Raw genomic sequence first — 14,355 nt, 5'->3', positions numbered from 1 at the left:
CGCCTCCGAGTGGAACCCGGGTCGGCGCGGCGTACCTGCTCATTCCGTACTGGAACGCCGCGTTCGGTCACGAACTCAGTGGCAGACCGCTGAGTTCACGACCGAACGCGTCGTTCGGTGTCAGTGGGCGGGGCGGACTACCCGGTAGCGCAGGTGGACGGTCTCTCGGGTGCCGGCCGCCTCGAGCAGCTCGAGCTGGACGTGGCCGACGTCGAGGCCGGCGAACATCGGGCTGCCGCGGCCGAAGAGCACCGGGGCGACGTGCAGCGAGACCTCGTCGACGAGTCCGGCCGCGAGACACTGTCGGCCGAGGTCCGCACCTCCCATGACGGTCACGGTGTGACCGTCGGCCGCCGCGCGGGCCTGGTCGAGGGCGGACTCGAGCCCGTCCGAGACGAACGTGTAGACACCGCCCTCGGGCACGGAGCCGGGCGGCGGGGCCTCGTGCGTGACGACGAAAACCGGGCGTCGGGCGTCGCCCGACGGGCCGTCGGCACCCCAGCTCGCGATCGAATGGTCATAGGTGGTGCGACCGGCGACCACGGCGCCGAGGTCGGCGACGGCACGCTCGAGGTAGTCCCGGTCGACGAGCCAGCCGTGCAGCTGGTCGCCGCCCGGCCCGAGCGGCTCCTCGGCGGTCTGGGGCGCCGCGGTGACGAAACCGTCGAGCGAGAGGCTGATGTCGAAGACGGTCCTGCTCATGATTCCTCCTGTATCGCGCGACCACCGGCAGGCGGCACACCCTGTCGTCGTGCCGCCGTCCGCCAGGTCAGAGCTCGACGCCCTCGCCGAAACGGCCTCGGGCCTCGTGCGGGATGAGCGGCTTCTCGCCGCGGACCTTGAGCTCCTGGACGGCCCACGAGTTGCCGTCCGGGTCGGAGAAGCCGAAGAACGTGCCCCCGTCGCGCGGATCGATGACCTGGACGTCAGAGCACTCGACGCCCCGGCCGACGAGCTCGGCTCGAGCCGCGGCGGCGTCGGCCACGACGAGCTGGATGCCGTGGAGCGAACCGGGCGCCATCGCCTGCTGCGACGGGAGGTCGCCGACGACGATCGAGCACCCGGAGCCCCGCGGCGTCAGCTGGGCGACGTGCATGTGCTCGTTCTGCGTGTCGTGGTCGAGGTCGAAGCCGACCTGGTCGCGGTAGAAGGCGATCGCGGCCCCGAGGTCGCTGACCGGGACGATGACGACCTCGAGCGTCCAGTCCACGGCGGTCAGCCCTGGGCCGAAGCGGATGCTGAGGCGGAGGCGGCGACGAGCTCTTCGAGCTGCTCGTAGCCCTGGGCCATGCCTGTCTCCATGCCGCTCTCGACCATCAAGTCGCGGCCCTCGACTGTGCGCCCGACGCTGCGTCCCTCGAGCCGGCAGCGGCCATCGCCCAGGTCGACGAAGCGCATGAACTCGATGGCAACCTCGTCAGGAGCGCCCTCGAACTCGAAGGTCTGGACCGCGAAGTCGTTGTCGCGGACCGTGTGGAACGTGCCGTGGAAGCCGTAGACGTTGTCGCCGTCGCGGTGGGTGTAGCGGTAGCCGCCGCCGGACGTGAAGTCCCAGCGCTCGATCTGCATCTCGTAGCCCCGCGGGCCGAGCCACTGGCGGACGAGCTCGGGGTCGCGGTGGGCGTTGAACACGGCCTCGACGGGGGCGTCGAACTCGCGGGTGAAGTCGATCCACGGCACGCCGGCGGGGATGTCGAGGGTGAGTGTGTTGGTCATGGCTGCTGCTCCTTGTCGGTGTTCGGTGTGGTTGCTGCTGATGCTGCAGGTGAGGCGGTGCGTTCGAGGACGGCGTCGAGCGACCGGAAACGCTGCTCTGCGGCGAGCCGGTAGCGGTCGATCCACCCCGTCATCGCCTCGAGCCGGGCGGCCTCGAGGTGGACCGGGCGGCGCTGGGCGTCGCGGGTCCGGCTCACGAGGCCGGCCAGCTCGAGCACCTGGATGTGCTTGCTGACGGCCTGCTTGCTGATCTCGAACGGCTCGGCGAGCTCGTTGACGGTGGCCGCGCCGCGGCTGAGGCGGGCGATGATGGCGCGCCGGACGGGATCGGCCAGGGCCGCGAAGGCGCGGTCGAGGTCCGCATCCGAGACGGGCGAGAGAATCATTGTCAACTAACTCCTTGATCAACTAATACGTTGATTACAGCTCATGAGCGTCACTCCCGTCAACCCCGGTGATCTCCGAGCCTCGCGCACCACGCCCCGCGCGGTCACCCGCCAGACGCGCACGCGGCATACGGAGGCGCTGTCAGTCCGCACCTGCGGGTGTAGGGTCTAGTTCATGCCGCATCTGCGTATCACGGAGGCAGCCTCCCTGCTCGGCGTCTCCGACGACACCGTCCGTCGCATGGTCGACTCCGGCCGTCTCGACGGGTCCACCGACGACGCCGGCCGCCGGACCGTGGACGGTGCCCAGCTCGCAGCCGTGGCCCAAGAGCTCGCACATCCGGCTGCGGTCGGCACCATCGGGGGCGCGTCCGCCCGCAACCGGATGCGCGGCATCGTCACCGCCATCACCAAGGACACCGTCATGGCCAAGGTCGAGCTGCAGTGCGGGCCGTTCCGCATCGTCTCGCTGCTCTCGAGCGAGTCCGTCGACGACCTTGCGCTCGAGGTCGGTTCCGTCGCCGTCGCCAGCGTCAAGTCGACCCACGTGGTCGTGGAGGTCCCCGCATGAGCGCGCCGCCCTCCCGAGCCCCCCGAGCCCCCCGAGCCCCCCGAGACGTCCGCCGCACCCTCGCGCCGACCGTCGCCACCCTCGCCGCGACCGCCGTGCTCCTCGCCGGCTGCGGCAGCTCCACCCCGGCCGCCGACGGCACCGGGCAACCGGGGAAGTCCGGTGCCTCGGCGGCCTCCCTCCAGGGCACCGTGACGGTGCTCGCCGCAGCGTCGCTGACCGAGTCCTTCGACCAGCTGAAGAAGGACTTCGAGGCGGCGCACCCCGGGGTCACCGTCGAGACCTCCTACGGATCCAGCGCGACCCTCGTGCAGCAGGTCAACAACGGCGCCCCCGCGTCGGTCGTCGCCCTCGCCGGCACCGCCGCGGCCACGCCGCTCGACCAGAGCATGGTCAAGGACACGAAGACCTTCGCCACCAACGTCCTCGAGATCGCTGTCCCGCCGAGCAATCCCGGCGCGGTCGCCTCGATCAACGACCTCGCGAAGCCGACCGTCAAGGTCGTCCTCTGCGCCGACACCGTCCCGTGCGGCAAGGCCGCGCAGGCCACCTTCGCCAAGGCCCGGATCGTGCCAAACGTCGTGAGCAAGGAGGTCGACGTCAAGGCGACCCTCTCCAAGGTCAGGCTCGCCGAGGCCGACGCCGCCGTGGTCTACCACTCCGACGTCGTCGCAGCGAAGGACGCCGTCACGGGCGTCGAGATCCCTTCGCAGTTCAACACGACCCTGTCCTACCCCGTCATCACGCTCTCCGACGACGCGGCGACGAAGGCCTTCGTCGCCTACCTGCTGAGCGCCGAGGGACTGTCGACCGTGCAGTCGTTCGGCTTCGGCGCGCCCTGAGCGGCGGCCTGGCCGGCCACCGGCAGGATGACGTGACATGAGGTATGCCGTCCGGTGGCGTTCCCGCGTCGCGCTCGGCGTGCCGGCGGCACTCGCCCTGCTGCTGCTCGTCGTGCCGCTCGTCGCCCTGCTGCTCCGCGCCGACTGGGCGCGCATCCCCGCCGACCTCGCGACCCCGACCGTCCTGCCGGCCCTGCGGCTCTCACTGACGACGACCTCGGTGACGGCCGTCCTGTGCCTCCTGCTCGGCACTCCCCTGGCCTGGTTCCTCGCGCGCTCTGAGCACCGGGCGACGAGCTGGGTCCGCGCTCTGCTCACGGTGCCCCTCGTGCTGCCACCCGTCGTCGGCGGCGTCGCCCTGCTCATGACGTGGGGGCGCAACGGGCTCATCGGCCAGTACCTGACGCCCTTCGGCATCCAGGTCCCGTTCACGACCGTGGCCGTCGTGCTCGCCGAGACCTTCGTCGCCATGCCCTACTACGTCCTCGCCGTCGAGGGAGCGATGCGCGGGCTCGACCCCCGCCTCGAGTCCGTGGCCCGCACCCTCGGTGCGAGCGACCTGCGCTACCTGCGCACGGTCGGGATCCCCCTCGTCCTGCCCGGGATCGCGAGCGGCCTCGCCCTGGCCTGGGCGCGGGCGCTCGGCGAGTTCGGCGCCACGATCACCTTCGCCGGCAACTTCCCGGGCCGCACCCAGACCCTGCCGCTGCTCGTCTACGTCGAGCTCGAGCGTGACCCGCAGGTGGCGATCTCGATCAGCATCATGCTGCTGGCGGTCAGCGTGCTCGTGCTCGGGGTGCTGCGCGGGCGGTGGCTCCGATGAGCGCTCCGAACCGCGTCGGTGCCGGACTCGACGCGCGGATCCGCGTGTCCCGCGGCGAGATCGAGATCGACGTGGCCCTGACCGCCGAGCCGGGCCAGGTCATCGGCGTGCTCGGCCCCAACGGCGGCGGCAAGACGACCACGGTTCTCGCGCTCGCCGGGGTGCTGCCCCTCGCCGAGGGCCACGTCCGGGTCGGTGGCCAGGTGTGGGACGACGGACGGCAGCACCTCGCCCCGGAGCAGCGCGCGGTCGGGCTGATGCTCGCTGACAGCCTGCTCTTCCCCCACCTGCGTGCCCTCGACAACGTCGCCTTCGGCCCGCGCAGCCGCGGTGTCGGCCGGCACGATGCGCGAGACCGCGCGCGCACCGAGCTCGATCGTGTCGGCCTCTCCGACCGAGCCACCGCGCGCCCCCGCGAGCTCTCGTCGGGACAGCAGGCGCGCGTGGCCCTCGCCCGCGCCCTGGCCACCGACCCGGCCCTCCTCCTCCTCGACGAGCCGCTCGCAGCCCTCGACCCCGACACGCGCGCCCGGACACGCAGCGACCTCGCAGCCCGCCTCACGGCATACGACGGCGTCACGGTGCTCGTCACCCACGACCCGCTCGACGCGCTGACGCTCGCCGACCACCTCGTCTTCGTCGAGGACGGGCGGGTGACCCAGCTCGGCACGCCCGCTGAGGTGCTGAGGGAGCCACGGAGCGCCTACGTGGGCACCGTCGTCGGACTCAACCTGTATGCCGCACAAGGTGATTCGCACGGTCATGTGCACACCGCGGACGGTGGTCTCATCGTCACGACGAGCCCGACCGAGGGGGCTGTCTGGGCGACGGTGCCCCCGAGCGCCGTGTCGCTGCACCGTCACCACCCGGAAGGGTCCCCGCGCAACGCCTGGCGGCTGCGCATCGCGTCCGTGACCATGCAGGGCCAGTCGGCCCGCATCGGTCTCGTGGGCGAGGTGCCGCTCACCGCCGAGGTGACGCTCGAGTCGGTCACGGCGCTGGGGCTGCAGGTCGGTCAGGACGTGTGGGCGGCCGTCAAGGCCACCGAGGTGCGCACCTACCCGCGCTGAGTCCCACCTCCTTCACTCGACCGGCACAGGGCGCTCGCTCGACGGGGTGGTGGAGCGGCGGACGCGGAGGAAGGCCAGCACGGACGGCAGCTGCACGACCGCCGCCACGAGGAGAGCGACGGGGATCGACGTCCGGGTCGCGAGCGCGCCGAGCGGAGGCCCGCCCGCGACCTGGCCGATCGCATTGGCCTGGCTGTTCATCGACAGCACCGTCGCCCGCGACGACGACTCGAGGTTGCGGTTGAGCCACGTCGCCTGGATCGGCGCGCTGAAGGCGCTGCTCGCGTTGTGCAGCCACAGCGCCAGGAGGACGAGCCACAGCTGGCCGAACAGGGCGACCCCGACGACGGCGGCGACCTGCGCCGCGGCGGCGAGAGCGACCGGTAGTCCCGGGTTCTCCTCGACCACCCGCGCGGGCAGCCAGCGGCTGCTCGCCCCCGACGCGAGCAGGGAGACGACCGACCCGATGAGCGCGAACACCGTGAACGCCACGGCGGGATCGCTGCCGAGGAACGACGGCATGGCGAAGGTGTCGAGCACGCGCACCTGCCACAGCCGGTCGAAGACCTCGCTCGACAGGCCGACGAGCACGCTGACGAGGAGGAAGACCCGCACCACCCGTCGCCCGCGAGCGACGGCGAGACCTGCGACGAACTGGTCCCTGAGGTGTCCGAACGTCTCACGGTCACCGCGGGGCGTGGGGTGGAAGTGGCGCTCGGGCATCGCCACCGCGAGTCCCACGGCGAGGAGCGCGAGCGTCACGCCGGCCACGACGATCGGCACCCGGAGCGCGATGAGACCGAGGCCGCCCGCGGTCAGCGTGCCGAGGAAGCCGAAGGCGAGGTCGAGCTGGGTCTCCCGCGTGAAGACGCGCGCGACGTGCTCCTCGCCCACCTCGTCGGTGATCCAGGCCTGCAACGCACCGGACGTGAAGGTGTAGCCGATGCCCCAGATGACGTTGCCGACGATCGCGGCGGCGAAGGTCGCGACGACGCCCTCGACGGCGAAGCCGACCCCGACGAGGAAGAACCCGATGATGACCGAGACGCGGCGGCTGTGCAGGTCGGCCACGATCCCCGTCGGCACCTCGAAGACGAAGCACGTCGCCTCGAGGACCGTGCCGACGAGCACCATCTGGAACGGGTCGAGGCCGACGACGCGGTACTGGAAGACGAGGTTCAGGGTGAAGCACGCCGCGAAGGCGAAGGCCGCCACGGCCGTCAGCACGTAGAAGGTGGACGTCGCGTCCGCCTCGCGAAGCGGACGCCGCAGGAGGGTGAGCACGCTCCGACGGTAGGGCCCGCGGGGTGGCCGCGTCGCCGGGGTTTCGACCGCGGGCGCCGCGGGGCGCGGCGGTGGCCGGGACCTCAACGGTCCCGGCCACCGGCGGGCGCTCAGGGGAGCGCGAGGAAGGCGTTGCGCAGGAGGGGCTGGTCGTTGACGAAGCCGTAGCTCGCGCACGCGGCCGCGCTGCACGAGACCCGCGAGTCGACGCCGACCCGCATGTCGATGTGCAGGTGGGAGTCGGTGCAGAGGGCGTGGTACTTCGTGCCGACGTAGCCGATGCGCTGTCCCTTGGTCACCGACTGCCCGACGGAGACGACCGGGGCGGGGCTGTCGTCCATGTGGGCGAAGTACCAGAGCCGGCCGAAGCCGTCCTTGACCGTGACGGTGCTGCCGACGCTGTCGCAGCCGGTGCTGCCCGCGCGGATGTTCTTCGTCATGACCGTCCCGTTGACCGGCGAGAGGACCGAGGTGCCGGTCGCGGCGAAGATGTCGGAGGCGTTGTAGTCGTGGTGGCAGTTGACCTTGCTGTCCCAGCACCAGTGCGGCGTGCGGTTCTTGACGTCGGCCTGGTTGACGGCTAGCGGGAAGCGCAGCGACGCGTCACCGACGATCTGCGAGGCGTTGTTGTTCTTGACGTTGGCATTGAGGTCGACCTGGGCGCCGTTGGGCACCTCGTCGTAGACGCCGCCGAAGTCGCTGTTGTAGAAGACGAAGACCGACTTCCCGGTGCGGTTCCAGACCGACGCGGTGTTGTTCTTGACGCACTGGCCCTGGCCCGAGCCGCTGCTGACGAACTCGATGCACCCCGAGCCGGTGCCGTAGTCGCGCTGCGAGTTGACGAGGTCGACGCGCGACCCGGCGTTGCCGCTGTTGTAGTAGAGGCAGAACTCGCCGGACTCGCACACCCCGTTGCGGGCCGTGGCGTTGGCGTTCGGCGCCGTGCCGACGAGGGCGGCTGCGACGCCGAGCACGGCGACCAGTCCGACTGCGAATCTCCTGAACATCTCGTGTCCTTCCGAGCGGTGAGGTGGTGCCCTGTACGAGCCACTGAACCGACGTGGCCTAACAAGCGGCTAACCCTCGACCACCGGGTCCGTCTCACACTTTGGACGAAATGCTCGGACGTCCTAGTATCGAGCCATGCCAGCGACGAGGCTGATGCCGACCGACGAAGCCACCGACCTGATCGAGCTGACGCGAGAGATCTGCCGCAAGGACCTCGCGCCCGAGGTCGACGACGCCGAACGCGCCCGCACCTTCCCCCAGGACACCTTCCGCACGCTCGGGCGGGCCGGCCTGCTGTCGCTGCCCTACCCCGAGGAGTTCGGCGGGGCCGACCAGCCCTACGAGGTCTACCTCCAGGTCGTCGAGGAGATCGCCTCCGTCTGGATGAGCGTCGCCGTCGGGGTCAGCGTGCACAGCCTCACGGCCTACCCTGTCGCGACCTTCGGCACCCACGAGCAGCAGGAGGCCCTGCTGCCCGGGATGCTCTCGGGCGAGCAGCTCGGCGCCTACTGCCTCTCCGAGCCCCTCGCCGGCTCCGACATCGGGTCGATGACGACGCGGGCCACCCGCACCGACGACGGCTGGTCGCTCAAGGGCACCAAGGCATGGATCTCGCACGCGGGGCACGCCGACTACTACACGACCTTCGCGCGCACCTCCGACGACGGCAGCAAGGGCCTGTCGACCTTCATCGTCCCCGGTGACGCCCCTGGCCTCACGTTCGCCGCGCCCGAGCGCAAGATGGGCCTGCACTGCGACCCCGTCGCGCAGGTCATGTTCGACAGGGTGCCTGTCGACGGCGCCCGTCTCATCGGCCGCGCGGGCGACGGCATGAAGATGGCCCTGTCGGCCCTCGATGCCGGCCGTCTCGGCATCGCCGCTGCCGCCACGGGTCTGGCACAGGCAGCCCTCGACGCGGCCGCAGACTACGCGACCGAGCGCCAGCAGTTCGGGCACCGCATCGCCGACTTCCAGGGGCTCGCCTTCCTCATCGCCGACATGGAGGCCGCCGTCACCTCGGCGCGCGCCACCTACCTCCACGCCGCTCGGCTCAAGGACGCCGGTCGCGGCTTCGGCAAGGAGGCAGCGGTCGCGAAGCTCGTGGCGACCGACGCGGCCATGAAGGTGACCACCGACGCCGTGCAGGTGCTCGGCGGAGCCGGCTACACCGAGGACTTCCCGCTCGAGCGCTACATGCGCGAGGCGAAGGTGACCCAGATCTTCGAAGGCACCAACCAGATCCAGCGCCTCGTCATCTCGCGCCAGCTCCTCGCCCGCTGACGCCCAGCGCCTTTGCTTCCCCGCTGACCCACCGACGCCCGAAAGGCCTGTCATGCAGCTGAACTCGTCCACCGTCGCCGTCGTCACCGGTGGCGGATCCGGCCTCGGCGGCGCCACCGCCCGACGGCTCGTCGCCGACGGCGCCACCGTCGTCATCATCGACCTCGAGGGCTCGACGGCCCCGACGCTCGTCGACGAGCTCAACGCCGAGCGCGAGGGCAGCGCCGTCTTCGTCGCGGCCGACGTGCGCGACGAGGCCCAGGTGCAGGCCGCGATCGACCGGGCCACCGCGCTCGGCGAGCTGCGCATCGCCGTCAACTGCGCCGGTGTCGCCACCCCCGGCCGCGTCATCGGGCGAGGTGGCCCGCTCTCGCTCGAGACCTTCAAGACGGTCATCGACATCAACCTCGTCGGCTCGTTCAACGTCCTGCGCCTCGCGGCCGCCGCGATGCTCGGCAACGAGCCCGTCGACGGCGACCGCGGCGTCATCGTCAACACCGCGAGCATCGCCGCCTACGACGGCCAGATCGGCCAGGCCGCGTACGCCGCGAGCAAGGGCGGCATCGTCGGGCTCACCCTGTCTGCGGCTCGAGACCTCGCGGACAAGGCAATCCGCGTCATGACCGTCGCACCCGGCACCTTCGAGACGCCGATGCTCGCCGGCCTCCCGGGCGAGGTCAAGGAGGTCCTCGAGAAGCAGGTGCCGCACCCGTCGCGCCTCGGCCGCCCCGAGGAGTACGCCAACCTCGTGCGCCACATCGTCGACAACCCGATGCTCAACGGAGAGGTCATCCGCCTCGACGGCGCCCTCCGTATGCCGCCGCGCTGAGTCGCCCACGCCCGCTCCACCGGATGCCGTCCCCCCGCCCCGGAGGGGCGGCATCCGGCGTTCCCGGGCTCACGCAGGCACAATGGCGAGGTGAACGAGCCCGGCGGTGACCTCGTGATCGCGGCCGGTCCCGGCCTGCGGCGGGGTCTCGTCATCCCGGCCGGCGAGCTCGTCGAGCGGTTCAGCCGGTCGTCCGGCCCCGGCGGTCAGGGCGTCAACACGACGGACAGCCGGGTCGAGCTCGTCTTCGACCCGGAGACCTCGAGCGCCCTGACGCCGGCCCAGCGCGAGCGCCTCCTCACCGCCCTCGACGGTCGGCTCGTCGCCGGACGGCTCACGATCGTGGCCTCCGAGCAGCGCTCGCAGCTGCGCAACCGGGCCGCGGCCCGCGACCGTCTCGTGGACCTGCTGCGCGAGGGCCTGGCTCCCCCGCCGCCGGCCCGGCGGTCCACGAAGCCGACGCGCGGCTCGCAGCGGCGGCGGATCGAGGGCAAGAAGCGCCGGTCGCAGGTCAAGTCGGGTCGGGGTCGCGTTCAACCCGAGTGAGGCCGGCGGACACGCCTGGCCCTTCGACCGTCCAGGAGCGGCCAGACGTGGCCTCTCGACGGTTCAGGAGCGGCCGGACGTGGCCTCTCGACGGTTCAGGCGTGCGGCGGCTCGAGCAGCGTCGTGTCGACGACGGCGTCGACGTCGACGGGGCCGTAGACGTGCGGGAACGTCTCGCCCGTCGCCGGGTCCCCGACCTCGTGGACCACGCGAGACGACAGCCGCGTCTCGTCGATGTGCAGCAGCAGGAGGGGTTCGGTGACGTCGGCGTAGAAGCGCGATCGCACGACGGGCCACTGCTCCGCCGACGAGGCGTGGACGAAGCCCTCGTCGGCGAGCGAGCGCCCGCGGGTCGAACGCGTGTAGGCGCCCTCCCGGAGGGCCTGCTGCCAGTGGGCCTGCTCGGCCAGGTGGTAGATCATGCGGCGCGACGCTACCAAGCCGGCCCGCGAGCGGTGACGTGTATCTCAGGCCGCCCCCACGCCCCCTTGAGGAGAGAGAGGCTGGAGGTGTGGATCGCGGTCGACCGCAGTCCCCGGCCGCACGCACCTGCTGGGAGGACGTCGCACCATGACCAGGACGCAGGACCCTCGGGAGGAGGCCGAGCTGAGATACCCGCCGAGCGTGGCGAACCTCGGCGGACACGACCTCTCCTACGTCGACACGGGCCACGGCTCCGCGATCCTCTTCATCCACGGCCTGCTCGGCTCGCACGAGAACTGGACCCACCTCGTCGACCGCCTCGACACCGAGCACCGGGTCGTCATCCCCGACCTCTTCGGGCACGGCGCCTCGGCCAAGCCCGTCGGCGACTACTCGCTCGGGTCGCATGCCGCGATCCTGCGCGACCTCATCGACCGGCTCGGCATCGCGCAGGTCACGCTCGTGGGCCACTCCCTCGGTGGCGGCATCGCCATGCAGTTCTGCTACCTCTTCCCCGAGCGCGTCGAGGCCCTCGTCCTCGTCTCCAGCGGCGGCCTCGGGAGATCCGTCAGCCCCCTGCTGCGCTCGGCGACCCTCCCCGGCGCCGAGCTCGTGCTGCCGGTCATCGCCTCGGCCTGGGTGCGCGACCGCGTCGAGACCGTCGGGCGCGCCGTCCGCGGCCTGGGCTGGCGACCGAGCGCCGATGTCTCGGCCGCGTGGAAGGGCTTCACGTCCCTCTCGGACGCCGAGAGCCGTCGGGCCTTCCTGGCCACGACCCGCGGTGTCATCGACCCCGGTGGCCAGACGGTCAACGCCCACGGCCATCTGACGACGGCAGACCACATCCGCACCCTCGTCATCTGGGGCACGCGGGACCGGATGATCCCCGTCGGCCACGCCGAGCGCGCCCACGAGGTCTTCCCGGGCGCGGAGGTCGTGCTCTTCCAGGGCGCCGGGCACTTCCCGCACCTCGAGCAGCCGGACCGCTTCGCGAGCGTCCTCGAGCGGTTCATCCACGGCTGACGACGGAGCCGGCGCTCGGCGCCGGGATTCACGTGGTGCCGCCGTGCCCCGGGTGCCGTTCTCTTAGAAGATCGTGCCGGATGACAACCTCCGGGTGACCCCACCGCGTCGAGGGTGCGTCCAACCACTTCAGACAGGGGACGTCAGTGGGAAACACCGAGCGCGAGGTCGACTTCTCGGCCTACGTGCGGGCACGACAGACGTCGCTCGCGCGCTTCGCGTACCTGCTCACCGGAGACCCGCACAGCGCCGAGGACCTCGTCCAGTCGTCGCTGGCGAAGGTCTACGCCAGGTGGGACCACATCAGCACGGTCGAGTCGCCCGACGCCTACGTGCGCAAGGTCATGGTCAACGAGCACACGACATGGTGGCGCCGGGCCTGGCGTCACCGCGAGCGCACCGACAGCGAGCTGATCCGCGTCATCGACCCGGCGGCCGCGCCCGCCACGGCGCACGACGCCGAGCTGTGGGCGCACGTCCGCTCGCTCGCGCCGCGGCAGCGGGCCGCCGTCGTCCTGCGCTACTACGAGGACCTCACCGAGGCCCAGACCGCGGAGATCCTCGGGGTCTCCGTCGGCACCGTCAAGAGCCACACGAGCCGAGCGATCAGCTCGTTGCGCAGCAGGATGAAGGAGGTCACGTCGTGACCACGCCAGACCAGGAGAACGAGTTCCAGGCGCTGCTCCGGCAGCACGCCGACGGCGTCGAGGTGTCCGGGGACTTCGCGCCCGTCGCCATCGCGCGCCGCCGTCGTGACCAGCGCACCCGGGCCGCCCTCGGGGCGGCTGCGGCCGTCGCCGTCATCGCGGTGGCCGTCCCGACCGTGTGGTCGGCAGGCCGCGGCACGGCACCCGTCCCGGCCCTGACCACCTCGACGACGCCTCTCCCATCGTCGTCGACGAGCTCCGTGCCGACCGAGGGCGCACCGACCACGACCGGCGCGGCACCCTCCGCGACGACGGCGACGCGCGACACGGCATACGCCCTCGACGACACGATCCGCTTCGGCGACACGGTGGTCGGGCTCGAGAAGGGGACCGTCGTCGAGACCTTCGCGGTGCTCGCCAACGGCGGTTTCCTGCTCCAGTCACACCAGTCGACCGGCTCGTCCCAGAGCGAGATGGAGATCCTCTCCCCCACCGGTCGCACCGTGGCATCGCTCGGGCTCAGCGGGATGTACGCGGTGTCGCCGGACGGCTCGTACGTGATCGCGAAGAGCGGGGACGCGAACGGGGACACCATCGTGGTCTACGCCGCAGACGGCTCGAAGGTGGCCCAGCGCACGGACGCCCGCGACGTCGGCGCGATCGTCGGCGACGTCGCCTACCTCACGGGGGATGCGACGCGAGGATCGCTCGAGTGGAATGTCGCGACCGGCGCGACGAGGGCGCTCCCCGCCCACGTCGTCGCGGTGTCGCCGGACCGCACGCGGGCCGCCCTCCAGTGGTTCGTCTCGACCGACGCGATGGACGAGGCGTGCTGGGCCGTCGTCGAGCTGACGAAGCCGTCGTTCCCCAAGACCGTCGAGCGGTGTGGTCCCGGCGAGAACCCGGCGATGTTCATGCCGACCGCGTTCTCGAGCCGGGGCACCTACCTCGTCGGCTCGCACTACGTCGACGGCGGCTTCTGGTTCAGCGCGGGCGTGGTCCGCGCCAGCGACGGCAGCAGAGTGCTCGGCGGCACGGGTGACCGTGTCGTGTCGGGGTGGACCTGGCACCTCGGGGACGACGAGTCGACGTTCACGATCTCGCGCAACACCTCGACGCCGCTGTCGCCCGCGACCGGCAACACGCTCCAGCAGTGCACCCTCTCCCTGGACTGCACCGACCTGCGCCCCGAGCTCCCGACGCTCGACTGGGGCGGCTCGAGGGAGCCCCGCTACACCGTGCCGCGCTGACCGGGTTCCCGCCCGCCCACCGCCCGCGTATGCCGTCCGCCCACACCTGGGCGGGCGGCCTGCGTGCTCGGGCTGAACAGGTCCGGACGACGTGCAACCATTCGCGGGGCCGACCGCGTCCTGTGGTCGTCGGTTCCGACAGGGGGAACCGCCAGAGAGGCACCCACGATGCAGACACCAGAGGACGAGGACGACTTCGCCGCGTTCGTCCGAGCCCGACAGCACGCCCTCGTGCGGTTCGGCTACCTCCTCACCGGCGACCGGATGAGCGGCGAGGACCTGACCCAGACGGCCCTCGCGAAGCTCTACCTCAAGTGGGACACCATCCGCGCCAGCGAGGCCGTCGAGGCCTGGGTGCGCAAGGTCATGGTCAACGAGCACACGACGTGGTGGCGCCGAACCTGGCGCCACCGGGAGCGGCTCGACGTCGCCACGGGCCGGATCACTGTGCGTCTCAAGGGTGCCGGGTTCCTCGACGCACGGTTCCTCGATGACACGACCGTGGTGCTCGGCCTCGTCCACCAGTACGGCCGGCCGGGGACCGTGAGCGACCTCCAGACCTGCACGCTCGCCGGGACCTGCACGCAGTTCGTCGACACGGCACCGATGTCCGACGACACCGCGCGCTACCGGCTCGCCCGCCAGGACTGACCGGC

18 protein-coding genes are annotated in these 14,355 nt (G+C 71.5%); 11 read left to right on the top strand and 7 right to left on the bottom strand.

The genetic code is table 11. The features are described 5' to 3' along the window. Positions 1-120: 120 nt before the first annotated feature. The 4 genes from NR112_RS12060 to NR112_RS12045 all read right to left on the bottom strand — a co-directional run bounded on the left by NR112_RS12060 (position 121) and on the right by NR112_RS12045 (position 2,102). Positions 121-702 (bottom strand): dihydrofolate reductase family protein, encoded by a 582-nt coding sequence (locus tag NR112_RS12060; protein ID WP_256794577.1) that lies wholly within the window; start codon positions 700-702, stop codon positions 121-123. 67 nt (positions 703-769) lie between these two features. Continuing rightward, positions 770-1,210, bottom strand: a complete 441-nt coding sequence (locus NR112_RS12055; RefSeq protein WP_256794576.1) for a VOC family protein — start codon at positions 1,208-1,210, stop codon at positions 770-772. A gap of 5 nt (positions 1,211-1,215) precedes the next feature. Then, on the bottom strand, positions 1,216-1,716 hold the full coding sequence (locus NR112_RS12050) for an SRPBCC family protein (protein ID WP_256794575.1): 501 nt from the start codon (positions 1,714-1,716) through the stop codon (positions 1,216-1,218). After that, the gene (locus NR112_RS12045) at positions 1,713-2,102 is read right to left on the bottom strand and encodes a helix-turn-helix transcriptional regulator (RefSeq protein WP_256794574.1); all 390 of its coding nucleotides are present in this window, start codon (positions 2,100-2,102) and stop codon (positions 1,713-1,715) included. Before NR112_RS12045 ends, NR112_RS12050 begins: the two co-directional genes overlap by 4 nt. A gap of 175 nt (positions 2,103-2,277) precedes the next feature. On the opposite strand from NR112_RS12045, the gene NR112_RS12040 reads away from it, so the two are divergent. From NR112_RS12040 to NR112_RS12025, 4 genes are read left to right on the top strand one after another with little or no spacing between them, the layout of a single operon-like run. Further along, entirely contained in the window at positions 2,278-2,673 is a 396-nt protein-coding gene (locus NR112_RS12040; RefSeq protein ID WP_020143406.1) for a molybdopterin-binding protein, read from the top strand. Further along, on the top strand, positions 2,670-3,515 hold the full coding sequence (modA, locus tag NR112_RS12035; RefSeq protein ID WP_306217123.1) for a molybdate ABC transporter substrate-binding protein: 846 nt from the start codon (positions 2,670-2,672) through the stop codon (positions 3,513-3,515). The genes NR112_RS12040 and modA overlap by 4 nt, the downstream gene beginning before the upstream one ends. Positions 3,516-3,552: 37 nt before the next feature. After that, positions 3,553-4,338 (top strand): ABC transporter permease, encoded by a 786-nt coding sequence (locus NR112_RS12030; protein ID WP_256794573.1) that lies wholly within the window; start codon positions 3,553-3,555, stop codon positions 4,336-4,338. Then, the gene (locus tag NR112_RS12025) at positions 4,335-5,408 is read left to right on the top strand and encodes an ABC transporter ATP-binding protein (protein WP_256794572.1); all 1,074 of its coding nucleotides are present in this window, start codon (positions 4,335-4,337) and stop codon (positions 5,406-5,408) included. Before NR112_RS12030 ends, NR112_RS12025 begins: the two co-directional genes overlap by 4 nt. A gap of 12 nt (positions 5,409-5,420) precedes the next feature. Here NR112_RS12025 and NR112_RS12020 read toward each other — a convergent pair whose 3' ends face one another. Together NR112_RS12020 and NR112_RS12015 are read right to left on the bottom strand one after the other, a co-directional pair. Beyond that, positions 5,421-6,692, bottom strand: a complete 1,272-nt coding sequence (locus NR112_RS12020; protein ID WP_256794571.1) for an MFS transporter — start codon at positions 6,690-6,692, stop codon at positions 5,421-5,423. 110 nt (positions 6,693-6,802) lie between these two features. Next, complete coding sequence (locus NR112_RS12015) at positions 6,803-7,699, bottom strand: peptidoglycan DD-metalloendopeptidase family protein (protein ID WP_256794570.1); 897 nt, start codon at positions 7,697-7,699, stop codon at positions 6,803-6,805. Between the two features lie 136 nt (positions 7,700-7,835). On the opposite strand from NR112_RS12015, the gene NR112_RS12010 reads away from it, so the two are divergent. From NR112_RS12010 to arfB, 3 genes are all read left to right on the top strand, one after another. Beyond that, entirely contained in the window at positions 7,836-8,981 is a 1,146-nt protein-coding gene (locus NR112_RS12010) for an acyl-CoA dehydrogenase family protein (protein ID WP_256794569.1), read from the top strand. Positions 8,982-9,033: 52 nt separating this feature from the next. After that, entirely contained in the window at positions 9,034-9,810 is a 777-nt protein-coding gene (locus NR112_RS12005; RefSeq protein ID WP_256794568.1) for an SDR family NAD(P)-dependent oxidoreductase, read from the top strand. Positions 9,811-9,900: 90 nt separating this feature from the next. Next, positions 9,901-10,356, top strand: coding sequence for an alternative ribosome rescue aminoacyl-tRNA hydrolase ArfB (gene arfB / locus NR112_RS12000; protein ID WP_256794567.1), 456 nt, complete (start codon positions 9,901-9,903; stop codon positions 10,354-10,356). Between the two features lie 95 nt (positions 10,357-10,451). Here the strand turns inward: arfB and NR112_RS11995 are convergent, their stop codons facing one another. Next, on the bottom strand, positions 10,452-10,778 hold the full coding sequence (locus NR112_RS11995) for a DUF952 domain-containing protein (protein ID WP_256794566.1): 327 nt from the start codon (positions 10,776-10,778) through the stop codon (positions 10,452-10,454). Between the two features lie 148 nt (positions 10,779-10,926). On the opposite strand from NR112_RS11995, the gene NR112_RS11990 reads away from it, so the two are divergent. The 4 genes from NR112_RS11990 (at position 10,927) to NR112_RS11975 (ending at position 14,350) form a co-directional block, all read left to right on the top strand. Beyond that, positions 10,927-11,802: an alpha/beta fold hydrolase gene (locus NR112_RS11990; RefSeq protein WP_256794565.1), complete on the top strand. Its 876-nt coding sequence runs from the start codon at positions 10,927-10,929 to the stop codon at positions 11,800-11,802. A gap of 146 nt (positions 11,803-11,948) precedes the next feature. Further along, positions 11,949-12,449 carry a SigE family RNA polymerase sigma factor gene (locus tag NR112_RS11985; RefSeq protein ID WP_256794564.1) on the top strand — a complete coding sequence of 167 codons (501 nt, stop codon included), beginning with the start codon at positions 11,949-11,951 and terminating at the stop codon, positions 12,447-12,449. Next, positions 12,446-13,699, top strand: coding sequence for a hypothetical protein (locus NR112_RS11980; RefSeq protein ID WP_256794563.1), 1,254 nt, complete (start codon positions 12,446-12,448; stop codon positions 13,697-13,699). Before NR112_RS11985 ends, NR112_RS11980 begins: the two co-directional genes overlap by 4 nt. A 168-nt stretch (positions 13,700-13,867) precedes the next feature. Further along, on the top strand, positions 13,868-14,350 hold the full coding sequence (locus tag NR112_RS11975; RefSeq protein ID WP_256794562.1) for a sigma factor: 483 nt from the start codon (positions 13,868-13,870) through the stop codon (positions 14,348-14,350). Positions 14,351-14,355 lie beyond the last annotated feature (5 nt).

This window comes from Terrabacter sp. Ter38 (assembly GCF_024519435.1).
GTDB lineage: Bacteria > Actinomycetota > Actinomycetes > Actinomycetales > Dermatophilaceae > Terrabacter.
This window is presented reverse-complemented; position numbering and strand designations above follow the sequence as displayed.

Coding starts and splice junctions, on each gene's coding strand:
- NR112_RS12045 (WP_256794574.1), bottom strand. CDS start 2,102: ATGATTCTCTCGCCCGTCTCGGATGCGGACCTCGACCGCGCCTTCGCG.
- NR112_RS12040 (WP_020143406.1), top strand. CDS start 2,278: ATGCCGCATCTGCGTATCACGGAGGCAGCCTCCCTGCTCGGCGTCTCC.
- NR112_RS12050 (WP_256794575.1), bottom strand. CDS start 1,716: ATGACCAACACACTCACCCTCGACATCCCCGCCGGCGTGCCGTGGATC.
- NR112_RS12030 (WP_256794573.1), top strand. CDS start 3,553: ATGAGGTATGCCGTCCGGTGGCGTTCCCGCGTCGCGCTCGGCGTGCCG.
- NR112_RS11995 (WP_256794566.1), bottom strand. CDS start 10,778: ATGATCTACCACCTGGCCGAGCAGGCCCACTGGCAGCAGGCCCTCCGG.
- NR112_RS12015 (WP_256794570.1), bottom strand. CDS start 7,699: ATGTTCAGGAGATTCGCAGTCGGACTGGTCGCCGTGCTCGGCGTCGCA.
- NR112_RS11990 (WP_256794565.1), top strand. CDS start 10,927: ATGACCAGGACGCAGGACCCTCGGGAGGAGGCCGAGCTGAGATACCCG.
- NR112_RS12005 (WP_256794568.1), top strand. CDS start 9,034: ATGCAGCTGAACTCGTCCACCGTCGCCGTCGTCACCGGTGGCGGATCC.
- modA (WP_306217123.1), top strand. CDS start 2,670: ATGAGCGCGCCGCCCTCCCGAGCCCCCCGAGCCCCCCGAGCCCCCCGA.
- NR112_RS12010 (WP_256794569.1), top strand. CDS start 7,836: ATGCCAGCGACGAGGCTGATGCCGACCGACGAAGCCACCGACCTGATC.
- NR112_RS12060 (WP_256794577.1), bottom strand. CDS start 702: ATGAGCAGGACCGTCTTCGACATCAGCCTCTCGCTCGACGGTTTCGTC.
- NR112_RS11975 (WP_256794562.1), top strand. CDS start 13,868: ATGCAGACACCAGAGGACGAGGACGACTTCGCCGCGTTCGTCCGAGCC.
- NR112_RS12025 (WP_256794572.1), top strand. CDS start 4,335: ATGAGCGCTCCGAACCGCGTCGGTGCCGGACTCGACGCGCGGATCCGC.